The following is an 11596-nucleotide window of genomic DNA, read 5'->3' on the forward strand; positions in this document are numbered from 1 at the left end:
GGGTGTACCGGCTGCCGGCCGGCGGACGGCTCCTGCGGGTGCGCGAGGGACGCCGCCCCGGCGACCCCGAGCTGTTCGCCGACGGCGCCTGGCAGCCGCTCGGGCACGCCGAACTGGTCAAGCTGACCGCCGAGGAACTGCGCCTGCACACCGGCCTGCCGAACTCCGAACTGCCCGCCGAGATGACCGACAGCCGTGACGCGGTGGCGGCGGTCCTGGCCGCCCGGGAGGGCGCGGTCCCGCCCGCCGACCCGTACCGGCGCTCCGAGCAGTCCCTGGTCACCGGTCATCCGTACCACCCCGCCCCCAAGGCGCGCGGCGGCGGCCCGGTCGCCGGCTGGCTCCCGTACGCGCCCGAGGCGTACGCCGAGTTCCCGCTCGTGCTGCTCGGCGTGCGCGAGGACGCCTGCGTGCAGGACGGCGACACCGGGGCCCTGGACGCCCTGGGGCGGGCCCCGGAGGGCTACCGCCTGCTTCCGGCCCACCCGTGGCAGCTCGACCTCGTCGGCGGCGCCCCGCGGATCCGCGAGGCGTTCGCCGACGGCCGCCTCGTACGGCTCGGGTCCTCCCCGTGGTCCGCCTGGCCGACGGCGGCGATCCGCACCCTGTACGCCCCCGGCGCCGACCTCTTCCTCAAGTTCAGCCTCGACGTCCGCATCACCAACGACATCCGGCGCCTGTGGCGGCACGACCTCCTCGCGCTGCGCCGGACGGACGACGCGGTGGCGACGGCGTTCCGCGCGCTGGACGGCGGCGCGGCCTGGCTCGGCGACCGCGGGTACCGCACGGCGGACTTCGCCTTCGAGGAACTGGCCGTCCTCGTGCGCGACGGTCTGGGCGGACACGTGACCCCCGGGTCGACCCCTCTGCTGGCGGCCGCACTGACGGAGGGCGCGGCGGGTGCGCCCGGTCCGACGGGTCCGGCGGGCCGGGGCGGCGCGGTCGGTTTCGACGGCAACCCCCTGGACGCCCCGGCCACCCTGGCCGATCCGGCGGCCTGGTGGACGGCGTACCTGCGCCAGGTCGTGCCGCCGGTGCTGGAGCTGTTCGCCCGGCACGGGGTCGTCCTCGAAGCGCACCTGCAGAACACGGTGGTGGCCGTGGACGGTGCCGGGACGCCGGTACGGGCGCTGTTCCGGGACGCCGAGGGCGTGAAACTGCTGCCGGACGTGACGCGCGCGGCCGGCTGGGAACGGCTGGTGTACTGCCTGGTCGTGAACAACCTGCTGGAGATCGCGGAGGCGCTGCGGGAGCGGTGCCCGGAGTTCGACCCGTGGGAGCCGGCACGCCGGGAACTGGGCCGCCACGCCCCGGAGTTGCCCGAGGTGACGGACCTGCTGCGGTCCCCGGTCCTGCCGGGCAAGACGAACCTGCTGCTGCGCTGGACGGGCGCGGACGGGGCGGCAGCGCGCTACCGCCCCGTCCCGAACCCGCTCCGCCCTCCGGACCCCGTCCCGGACACCGTCCCCTGACCGGCGGAACGGCGGACGGAAGGTCCGGGGTGGCCCCAACGGCACGAAAAGGTAACAAACGAACCCGTGGGGCGTAGTGGGGCGACCGCGAAGCGTAACGTCCCCAGTCCTGACGGCTCTTGGGGGAGCGGCCGGGTAGGGGGAGGGGATGTCATGCCTGTCATGACACGTGTTCGTGAGGTGTCCGGATCCACCAGGTCCCGTGCGGCCGCCGCCCTGTGCGCAGGCCTTCTGGTCGCCGCGCTGACGGGGTGCGGCGGAGGGGAGGAAAAGTCCGCCGGGGCGTCGACGGCCCCGGCCGGGACCACCGGCTCCGCGCCGCCGCCGGTCACGTCGCCACCCGTCGACACCCCCTCGGCCGTCGAGACCCCGACGACCGAGGACACGGCGACGGCGTCCTCGCCGGAGCCGGAGGAGGAACCGGTGGCCGAGGACGCGTCGGACGCCTCGGCCCTGTGGGGCACGCGCTACTCCGGTACCGCCGAGGTCTCGGTCGACGTCTACGACTTCTGCGCCTCCGACGGGTCGCGCCGGCTCGCGGACAGCCAGAGCTACTCCCTGGACGCCACCCTCGACCTCGGCCGCCCGCGCAGTGCGGGCGACGAGACGGAGGACAACCCGTTCTCGCTGCTGTTCGCCGCGGGTGATCCGGCGAAGTCCGGTGCGGTGTCCTTCTGGTCCTCGGCCGTCGGGACCGCTTCGAGCGAGGACCTCGCGGGCAACTCCCGCGATCCGCAGACGCTGTTGACGTACTGGGACGTGGGCTGGGCCGACGGCGAACTGGACGCGCGGCTGACCGATCCGCACACGGCTCAGGCGGTGGCCCTGAACCTGCTCAACTGGGCGAGCCCGGTGGTGGCCTGCCGCGCCGACCTGGGCCTCCTGCCGGGAGGCTCTCCGCACCCGCTCGCCGTGGACACCACTTTTTCCGGCCAACTCGACTCCTCCACGGCGTCGTTGACGGCCGAGGGCGACAGCACCGACAGCCTGATCGAGTTCCGGTTCGAGTTCGACGGGACCGCCTCATGACCAGGATCGCCTCACGACCGGGACCGCCACATGACGGGGAGCACCGATGACGGCCGCTGACTTCGACCTGCTGGACGACTGGGGCCTGCGGATCGCCTCCTGGGCGGCGCCGCGCGAGGCCGGTCTGGCGGCCCAGACCACCCGGGCGTACGCCACCGGCGGCACCGTGCGACGGCAGCTCTACGCCACCGGCGCATCGGTGCCCGGCGGCATGGGCGGCGGGGCGGCCACCCTCCTGCCGGCGGTGCTGGACGCCCTGGCCTGCGCGGCCGACGCGCTCAAGGCGGCACTGGGCAGCGCGCAGTTGGGCAACGCCCTGTCGGCCACGGCCCTCGTCCTGGGTCTGCGCGCCGAACGGGCCGCCCGCACCCCAGGGGCCGTCCGCACCTCGGGAGCCGCCCGCGCCCCGGGGCGTACGCGCGAGGAGGCGCCACCGCAGGCCGCCGCCGAACCACCGCCGCCCGGGACGCCGGACGTCGAGGTGATGCGGGCCCTGCTGCGGATGAGCGGGCGGCTGCGGGCCAGAGGTCTCGAACCGGCGGCGGCCGACGAGGTGGCCGCCGGCGTCACGGCCCGGCTGCTCGCCCAGGACGATCCCGCGGCGGTGGCGGACTTCCTCGACGCGCTCGTCGGCGGAGAGCCCCCGCAGGCGACCACCGGCGACCGGCGCCGTTCCCGGAGCTCACCCGGGCCCGGGTCCGTCCTGTCGGCGCTGCTGTCCCGTCTGCGCCGACCGTACGGCCCGACACGCCCCGCACCCTCCGCCGGTGAGGGCGGGACGCCCCCCTGATGGACCCCGCACCGGCCGGACGCCCGCGCCGGCGCGCCCCCGCGGTGCCCCGGACCGCCCTGCCCGAGCCGCCGCCCTGGCTGTGGCTGTGCCTGGTGCTCTTCGTGCTCCAGGTGCCCGGGCTGCTGGGCCAGGCCTCCTACCGGGGGAGCGGCCTCGGGGAGATCGACGGTGCGCAGCGGGGGCGGTTCGTCACCGCGATGCTCAGCCTGGTGCAACTGCTCCCGCTCTGTTTCCTGCTCGCCGCTGCCCTGGCCCTGCTCGCCCCGTGGGCACGCTGCCGCTATGTGGAGCGGCGCTACGGACTGCTGCCCCCGGACCACCCGCTGATGGCGCCGACGAGGACCGGCCCCGACCCCGGCGGGACGGCGGTGCCGCACTTCCACGAGCAGATGACGGCCGTACTGAACGCGTACGCACCCGGCACCGAGCTGCGCGTCAGCACCCGGTCCGGGCTCTTCGCCCGGGTCTATCCGGCCGGCCTGCGCACCGCGCGGGTCGGTGTCTTCGCCCCGCTCGTCCACCTGTGGCACACCGACCCGCGGGCGGCACGCGCGGTCCTCGTGCACGAACTCGGGCACCTGCGCCACGGGGACCAGCACGTCGCCGGGCTCGGCAGCCCGTTCACCGCCCTCGTCCGCCGCTGGCCCCACGTCCTCGCGGTCCTGGTCGGCCTGCCCGTGACCCTGCTGTTCGTCACCGGCGACGCCACGACGCGGCCGGTCCTGGCCCAGGTGGTGCTTGTCCTGTGCAGCCTGCCTGCGGTGCTCCTGCTCGTGGTCGCCGCGCTGTGGTCGGCCGAGCTGGCGGCGGACCGCGTCGCCGTACGGGACTGCGGCGCGCAGGCCGTCGTACGCGCTCTGCGCGCGTCGCAGGAAGGGGATCGCGGGGGACTCGCCCGTCTCCACCACCCGCCGGTCCCCTTACGGGTCCGGTTCGCGCTGCGGGCGTCGGACCCCGCCGCGCAGTCGTTGCTGACCCTGCTGTGGCCCCTCGCCCTGCTGGCCAAACTGCTGCTCGCCGTGCTGGGTGCCGTGGCGGCGTACGTGCTGCTGGGGGCGCGGCAGGACCGGATCGCCGGGCATGTGCTCGGCCTCGCCCACGCCTCCCTCACGGCTGATCCCGCCTGGTGGGCGACGCTGGCGGTCGTCCTGCTCTGGCCGACGGCGACGGCGACGGCGACCGCGGCACGGGCCCGCGCACGCCGCCGAGGGACCGGAAAGACCTTCACCACCCCGGCAGCCGCGACGGCTCCGGCGGCCGCGACGGTCCCGGCGGCCCCGGCAGCCCTGAGCGCCCCGGCCGCGCGGGCCGTCCGGCTACCGCGGCCCTACGCGCTCGCCGCGCTGCTGCCCGGGCTGCTGCTCCTCCTCGGGACGCTGCCGTGGGGACCCGGCACGGGGCAGGACCTCTTCCCGGACGACCGGCGGAACACCCATCTGTCTGCGACGGCACCGGAGAGGGAGCGACCCGACGCCACCTCCACTCCGTGCCCCGGTGCCGGGCCACCGCCTGCTCCGGCGCGGCCTCCCGGCCTGCCCACCTTCGGCGCCCTGCCCGGCGCTTCCACGGGGACGGCGGCCGCTCCGCTGCCGGACGGGGCGCGTACCTTCCGCACGGCGGCGATCGTGTCGGCCGAAACCCTGTCCGGTTCCCCGCAGTGGGCCCAGGACTTCGGGGACCGTCTCCGCGCGACCCGCTGGACCCTGCACCCGGACGGCCGGCTCACCGCGGACACCGCGCGGGTACCCGTCCTCCACTCCACCGCGGCGAACACGACGACGCGCCTCTTCGACGGCCGCCGCACGACGCGCACCGGTATCGGCACCACGACGACCTGGATGGAGGCCCGTCTCGTCACCGACGCGGACGCGCCGCCGCGATTGGGTCTGATCAGGGCGTCGGTACAGGCACTGCGGGTCGTGGCCGACTGCCGTGCGTCGACCTCCACAGCCGACACGTCGATGCGCCTGTCCCTGACTCTGCGGGAGCAGTGACGCAGCCGTACAACCGCGGCGTATCACGGCAGCGCAGGAGTCCCCCAGGAAGAGACCTCCGGGGGGACTCCCCCCGGGGCTGCCTTCTGAACCCCGTCGGCCCAAGTCTGCCCGCTCGCCCCGGCCGGGCGCACCCGATTCGGCGTACAGGCGCGTTCGCGCAGGCATACGTGGGCGTGCGCAGGCGTGCGTGGACGGTCCGGCGGTGCAGCTCCTCCTGGACGCGCTCGGGGAGTTGGCCGGTGAAGGCGAAGTCCCCGACGGTCTACGCGGCGGTCGCACCCCGGTCGGGCAGGAAGTCGTCCCAGTGCTCAGCGGGGCACAGCTCGTGCGCCAGGTGCAGCAGGCGCAGGGGCTGGGCCGCGAGATGGGTGACGACCAGGACCCGGTCCGCGTCCCGGCAGGCATGGCGCTGCTGGTCGAGCAGGTGCAGGCCGGCGACGTCTATGAAGGCGGTCTGCCGGAAGTCCCACGTGAGGTGGGTGACGGAGGCGGGGAGTTCGGGGACGGTGTCGAGCAGGTCGGGCAGGGTCTCGTGGTCGATGTCGCCGTGCGGGGCGATGACCGTGCCGCTGCCGTGCATCGTGGTGGTGAGCATGACGGGCGCCCCCTTCCGGGGGTTGTGAGCCCAAGGCCGCCGTCTCCGCCGTATGCATGCGGTCGTGGTGGCGATGGCGGGTCCGAATGCCCGGGGTGGGGGCGATGCCCGGAAGCCCGTGAACCAGTACCTCGTGCGCGCAGGCAGCGGAGGACCGGTCGATCTCTTCGTCCCTCCACTGTTGCACAGTGCACCTGTGCCTGGACAGGACAGCTGGTCATTGCAGCGGTGTGGGAAGGGTGATGTCCCGGAGGGGAATACGGCGCACCCCCGGCGACTCGACGCCCCGAGGGGCTGCAGTCGTACGGTGGTGGTCAGGTGGTGAGGGCGTCGTCGAGGGTGGGGTAGCAGTCGATGACGGTGTCGAGTTCGGTCAGGCGCAGGACGCGTGCGACGGGAAGGGCGGGGGCGGCGATGCGCAGCCATCCGCCGGCGCCTTCCGCCGCCTGGTAGGCGGCGACGAGGACGTTGATGCCGCTGGAGTCCAGGAGGGTCGCGTGGCTGAGGTCGAGCACGATGCGCGGTGTGCGGGCGCCGGGCTCGACGTGCACGGCGGCCTGGAGGCGGGGGCAGAGATCGGCGTCGATCTCGCCCCGCGCGCTCACGACGCGGATGCCGCTGTCGTGGTGGGTGCGGCGGTCGACGGCGGGCCGGTCTTCCGGGCTGGGGTCGTGAATGGTGGTCCCCGTCTCGTCGACTGCTGCACCGGCTGGGAGTGCGGGCGTGCAGGGCGATTGTGCCCCACCGGGGCGCCCCGACACGCGGCTGATGCCCAATGGCTGGCCGCGACTGCGTGGGCGGCCGGACAGTGGGTAGGTGTAGCAGTTGGCTGCATGAGGCGAAGGGCGCGAGAACGTGGAGTCTGAGGGCATCGGCGCCGGCCGTGCGACGCCCGGACAGCGCCTGATACAGGCCAGCTACGCGCTGGACGCGGGTGAGGGCTGCATCGGCCAGGCCCGCCGCCACGCTCTGGCCTTCCTTGAGCGCGCGGTGCACGAACACCGGGTGGTGGTGCCCGAGCGGGCGAGGGATCTGACCCAGCTGGTGGTGAGCGAGCTGGTCACCAACGCGCTCAAGTACGCGCCGGGACCGGTGCTGATGAAGCTGGGGATCACCACGCGGCGCATGGAGGTCACCATGTGGGACAGCGCGCTCGCGGTGCCGGTCGCGCTGACGTCCGACCCGGCGAGGATCGGCCGGCACGGGCTGGAGATCGTCAAAGCGGTGAGCGAGTACTTCGTGATCCAGCCGGACTCGGTGGGCAAACGGATCACGGCACACATCGCCCTGCCCGATCCGCCCAGCGAGCCCTCCCTGCGCACCCCGACCTGAGAAGCCCGACCTGAAAGGCCCGACAAAGGCCCGGCCTGAAAGGGCGGTGCGGTCCGCCGGCCGGCCGTCCGCGTGATCGCCCGCAGCCCTGGGCGACGGCTGGGTCAGTGACCGGTCCCGGCGCCCGGCAGGGGAGTGCGGGCCATCTCGGCCGCCTGCCGCAAGGCCTCGATCATGCTGCCGGGGTCGACGGCGCGAACCGCTGGAAGAAGATGTGGCACGTCACCCTGCCGTCCATCCGGCCGGTGACGGTCGTAATGCTCATTCCAGCCATCGGCTGGATCCTCGCGGTCGACCTGGACAAGATCCTGCGGATGTACACCCCGGGCGTCCACGACACCGCCGACGTCGTCCGGACCTACGTCTTCCGCCAGGCCTTCGTCTCCGAAGGCCTCCCCGACCACAGCTACGGCGCCGCCGTCGGGCTGATCCAGGACTTCACCGTCGAGACGTACGCGACATCCTCACCACGCCGCGTCTCGGCGTCCTGCGCGCCCTGCCCGACTCCTTCCCCCACACCGCGTGCGGCCGGGTGGCTCGCCTGGCCTGGCTCAATCTGCTCCGGCTCGCGGCCACCCTGGGCGGCGCGGTCGTCGCGGTGCTCTTCCCTGCCACCGCCGCGGTGTTTCGCGGTGCTGCTCCGGGCGAACGCCCTCGGATACGGTGCCACGGCCGTTGTCGCCCTGCTGAGCCTCGACCTGTGGCTGACCCGCACCCACGGCGGCCCGCTCGCCGGCCCGCTGTTCGCCGCCTCGGTCGCGGCCACCGCCCTGGTCGCCGCCACGCTGGTCCAGCTGCCCTTCGTGTACGTGCACCTGGAGGCGCCGGTGCCCGCCCTGGTGCGCACGGCCTGGTGGTACGCCCTGTCCCGCCCCGTCGACACCCTCGTGATCCTCGCCGCGTGGGTCGCCGCCTCGTACGCCATGGGGCGCTACCCGGGGCTCACTGTCTTCTTCGGCGTCACCGCGGTCGCCGCCCTGACGGTCCGCCTGGGACTGCGCGGCTTCGCCGCGGTCCGGGTGGGATCACCGGCCCGGACGGACGGTGCGCGGGTCAGCGGGCGATGGAGATCGCGAAGGGCGTGAATCCGCCGGCCCGGATCACGTGCGGCACGAACAGGATCGCGGCCTCCGTGGCGCGCGCGGTCCGTATCCCGCCGAGGTCGGTGATCCACTCCTTGCGCCAGCCGAGGTCGGCGAGCAGGTCACCGACGACCTGCTTGGCCTGCGGGTCCTCACCGGAGAGGAAGACCTCGGGCGCCTGGGCGAGCAGGTCCGGCGCGGTCATCACCGGGAAGAGCATGGTGTTGAGCGTCTTGACGACGTGCGTTTCGGGGAGCGCCTCCTGAAGCTGCTCGGCCAGGCTCGATCCGGGGTAGAGCAGGTCCGCCGGCAGTCCGTCCGGTCCGTCGAGGGTGGCGTTGGAGACGTCGACGAGGACCGTGTCGCGCAGTTCCTCGCGCAGGGCGGCGAGCCGGTCCAGCGACCCGTCGCCCGGAGTGGCGTTGATGACGATCCGGGCGGTGCGGGCGGCCTCGGCGGCGGCGCCCGGCGCGCGGTCCGCCACGGTCACCTCGTGCCCCGCCTCGGTGAGGGCCGTGGCCAGGTTGCTGCCGACGCGGCCGTTCCCGAGAATGGCGATCTTGGTCATGGTGATCAAGTCCTTCCTTGTGTGCGACGGTGGTCAGCGGGAGAGCGTGGCGACGGCCCCGGCGTGGACGCCGGGCGCGGCGGCCAGGAAGCTCCCGCTCTGCGGGGTCCAGGGACGGCCCTCGGCGTCGGAGATCCGTCCGCCGGCCTCGGTGACGAGCAGCGCCCCGGGCAGCAGGTCCGCGCGGGCGCCGGCGAACTGCCAGAAGGCGTCGATCCGGCCGGCGGCCACGTTCACCAGGTGCAGGGTCGCGGGCACGGCGGTGCGCACGACGAGCGCGTCGAAGAGCATCGCGGTGATCGAGGAGCCGACGCGCCGTACGACCGCCTCGTCCTCGTCCGGCCGGGCCTGGCTGGTGGCCACGATGCCCAGGCCGAGGTCCGCGGTCGGGGAGACGTGCAGCGGCCGGCCGTCGAGGTGTGCGCCCCCGCCGGCGAGCGCGGTGTAGGTCTCGCCGGTCAGCGGCAGGTGGACCACGGTGAGCACCGGCTGGTTCTCCCGCACGAGGGTGGCGGTCACCGCCCACTCCGGCAGGGCGTGCAGGTGGTTGACGTTGCCTTCGGCCGGGTCCACGACCCACCACTCGCCGGGCGGCAGCGCCCCGCCGTCCAGCTCGTCCTCCACCCAGCCCGCGTCCGGGCGCAGACGCGTGAGGCTCGGGCGCAGGATGTCGAGGGCCGTGTCGTCGTTGACGGCGAGCGCGCGCATCAGCTCTTCGCGGCTCCGGTAGCCGACCACCTCGCCGAAGCGCTCGCGCAACGCCGACCCGGCCTCGCGCACGGCGGTCACGGTCCGGTCCAGCAGGTCGGCGTCGGAGGCGGCGACGTCAGCGGTCCGCAGCGTTTCGGACATGGCGGTACTCCCTTGTGTCGAGGGGCTGTTGGGGTGGGACGAGGCGGGGTGTGCGTTCCGTCCCGCGCTCTGCTCTCGAAGGTATAGAGCCCCACGATTAACTTCAAATGCATGTCAGGCACGGCTAGCATTACTCACATGCAATTGGACTTGAATCTGCTCGCCGCGCTCGACGCGCTGCTGGAGGAGGGGAGCGTGACGGGAGCGGCCGCGCGGCTGCACGTCACCGCCCCCGCGATGAGCCGGAGCCTGGGCCGGATCCGGCGCACGACCGGGGACCAGATCCTGGTGCGCACCGGCCGCACGATGACCCCGACGCCGTACGCGCTCGCCGTCCGGGAACAGGTGCACCAGTTGCTGCACCAGGTCCAGGGGGTGCTGGCACCGAGCCGCGAGCTCGATCTGGCGACGCTGGAGCGCACGTTCACCCTGCGCTGGCACGACTCCCTGGTCACCCTGAGCGGTCCCGCGCTGCTCTCGGCCGTGCGCGGACAGGCGCCGGGCGTGCGCCTGCGGTTCGTCGCGGAATCGAGCGTCGACACCCCCGAGCTGCGGCGCGGCGAGGTCGATCTGGAGGCGAACGCCAACCGGCCGGGCGCGCCGGACATCCGGGCCGAGAGCGTGGGCGAGACCCGCCTCGCCGTCGTCGTGCGACAGGGGCACCCCCTCACCCGCGTCGGGACCGTGACCGCGAAGCGGTACGCCGCCGCCGAGCACGTCACCGTCTCGCGCCGCGGAAACCTCGGCAACGCCCTGGACGACGCCCTCGCGCGGCTCGGCCTCACCCGGCGTGTGGTGGCGACCGTGCCGACGGAGGCGGCCGCGCTGGAGTTCGTGCGCGACTCCGACCTCCTGGTCTGCGTCCCCGAAGTCACCACGCGCTCGGCGGTCGCCGACCTCGGCCTGGTGGTGCTCCCGCTCCCGCTCGACCTGCCGTCGGCGCCGATCTACCTGTCATGGCACCAGCGCTACGAATCCGACCCCGCCCACGCCTGGCTGCGCGGACTGGCACGCACGGCGCTGACCACGTACGGGACACCGCCGTAGGCGTCTCGGCGATGATGCGCCACCGGGAAGCGGGAGCGCCGGGCATCGTCGACCGGATCGTCCCCACCGGCATCGACGAGTGATCGAGCCGTTGCCGCCTCCGTGGCCGGACGGGAGGCGACCGCCGGCCGATCGGGGAACCTCGCGCCTCAGCCGGCGGTGGTCTCGCCGTCGTGGCGGGCGCGGTTGTCCTGGATCTCGTCGTGGTGGGTGCCCGCCCAGTCGACGAGGGCGGTGACGGCGTCGAGGAGGGTGGTGCCCAGGTCGGTCAGGGCGTATTCGACGCGCGGGGGCACCTCGGGGTAGGCGGTGCGGGTGACCAGGCCGTCGCGCCGGAGCTGGCGCAGGGTGTGGGTGAGCATGCGCTGGGAGATGCCGGTGACGGCGTTCTGCAGGTCGGTGTAGCGCAGGGGGCCGTGCTCCAGGGTGCCGATCACGAGCACGGTCCACTTGTCGCCGGCCCGGTCCACGATCTGCCGGATCGTCTCGCCCTGTTCGGCCGGCCAGCGGGCGCACGGCCCCGCCGGCACGGCGGCCCGCTCGTCCTTCGCGTCGGCCCGCATGACGCACCTGCCCTTCCGGTTCCGCACACGCGTGTGCCTTTTGTAGACCTCCTCATGCTGACGCAGCATGGGGCCACGCACCAAACGTACGTAACGACCCCATCGGTGCGGAGCGGGACATCGTCCCGGCGTGACCCCTGTGTGGAATCCCGCCGGCGCCCGCGAGACAGGACGTCACCCCCKCCCGACGCTCGGGCGGCACCCGCCCGCCCCTGGAGGAAGACCATGACCATGCGCGCCGCGACCGTATCCCGTTTCGGGGGCCC

At 74.0% G+C, this 11596-nt stretch carries 12 protein-coding genes; 7 read left to right on the forward strand and 5 right to left on the reverse strand.

Features of this window, described 5'->3' with window-relative positions; translation table 11 throughout:
* From FGF04_RS06195 to FGF04_RS06210, 4 genes are all read left to right on the forward strand, one after another.
* Positions 1-1472, forward strand: a 1472-nt coding sequence (locus tag FGF04_RS06195) for an IucA/IucC family protein (RefSeq protein ID WP_149510199.1), incomplete at its 5' end; no start/stop codon positions are given.
* Between the two features lie 162 nt (positions 1473-1634).
* The gene (locus FGF04_RS06200; RefSeq protein ID WP_149510200.1) at positions 1635-2501 is read left to right on the forward strand and encodes a hypothetical protein; all 867 of its coding nucleotides are present in this window, start codon (positions 1635-1637) and stop codon (positions 2499-2501) included.
* Between the two features lie 46 nt (positions 2502-2547).
* Positions 2548-3291 (forward strand): hypothetical protein, encoded by a 744-nt coding sequence (locus tag FGF04_RS06205; protein WP_149510201.1) that lies wholly within the window; start codon positions 2548-2550, stop codon positions 3289-3291.
* Complete coding sequence (locus tag FGF04_RS06210) at positions 3291-5288, forward strand: M48 family metalloprotease (RefSeq protein WP_149510202.1); 1998 nt, start codon at positions 3291-3293, stop codon at positions 5286-5288. Before FGF04_RS06205 ends, FGF04_RS06210 begins: the two co-directional genes overlap by 1 nt.
* A 265-nt stretch (positions 5289-5553) precedes the next feature.
* Here FGF04_RS06210 and FGF04_RS06215 read toward each other — a convergent pair whose 3' ends face one another.
* Positions 5554-5886 (reverse strand): STAS domain-containing protein, encoded by a 333-nt coding sequence (locus FGF04_RS06215; RefSeq protein ID WP_149510203.1) that lies wholly within the window; start codon positions 5884-5886, stop codon positions 5554-5556.
* Between the two features lie 314 nt (positions 5887-6200).
* Positions 6201-6491 carry an STAS domain-containing protein gene (locus tag FGF04_RS42000; RefSeq protein WP_235882208.1) on the reverse strand — a complete coding sequence of 97 codons (291 nt, stop codon included), beginning with the start codon at positions 6489-6491 and terminating at the stop codon, positions 6201-6203.
* A gap of 250 nt (positions 6492-6741) precedes the next feature.
* On the opposite strand from FGF04_RS42000, the gene FGF04_RS06225 reads away from it, so the two are divergent.
* Entirely contained in the window at positions 6742-7218 is a 477-nt protein-coding gene (locus tag FGF04_RS06225) for an ATP-binding protein (protein ID WP_235882209.1), read from the forward strand.
* A 107-nt stretch (positions 7219-7325) separates the two neighbouring features.
* A complete protein-coding gene (locus FGF04_RS39930; RefSeq protein WP_223146348.1) occupies positions 7326-8303 on the forward strand; it encodes an ABC transporter permease subunit in 978 nt (325 codons plus the stop codon).
* Here FGF04_RS39930 and FGF04_RS06235 read toward each other — a convergent pair.
* Both FGF04_RS06235 and FGF04_RS06240 read right to left on the reverse strand, forming a co-directional pair.
* Entirely contained in the window at positions 8272-8868 is a 597-nt protein-coding gene (locus FGF04_RS06235) for an NADPH-dependent F420 reductase (RefSeq protein WP_149510205.1), read from the reverse strand. The genes FGF04_RS39930 and FGF04_RS06235 overlap by 32 nt on opposite strands.
* Positions 8869-8901: 33 nt before the next feature.
* Entirely contained in the window at positions 8902-9720 is an 819-nt protein-coding gene (locus tag FGF04_RS06240; RefSeq protein ID WP_149510206.1) for an inositol monophosphatase family protein, read from the reverse strand.
* Between the two features lie 138 nt (positions 9721-9858).
* Here FGF04_RS06240 and FGF04_RS06245 point away from each other — a divergent pair, with 138 nt between their 5' ends.
* On the forward strand, positions 9859-10767 hold the full coding sequence (locus FGF04_RS06245; protein WP_149510207.1) for a LysR family transcriptional regulator: 909 nt from the start codon (positions 9859-9861) through the stop codon (positions 10765-10767).
* Positions 10768-10916: 149 nt separating this feature from the next.
* On the opposite strand, the gene FGF04_RS06250 is transcribed toward FGF04_RS06245, so the two are convergent.
* The gene (locus FGF04_RS06250) at positions 10917-11330 is read right to left on the reverse strand and encodes a winged helix-turn-helix transcriptional regulator (RefSeq protein WP_223146349.1); all 414 of its coding nucleotides are present in this window, start codon (positions 11328-11330) and stop codon (positions 10917-10919) included.
* Between the last annotated feature and the right edge of the window lie 266 nt (positions 11331-11596).

The sequence above is a fragment of the Streptomyces apricus genome, assembly GCF_008369065.1.
In the GTDB taxonomy this organism is placed as follows: Bacteria; Actinomycetota; Actinomycetes; order Streptomycetales; family Streptomycetaceae; genus Streptomyces; species Streptomyces apricus.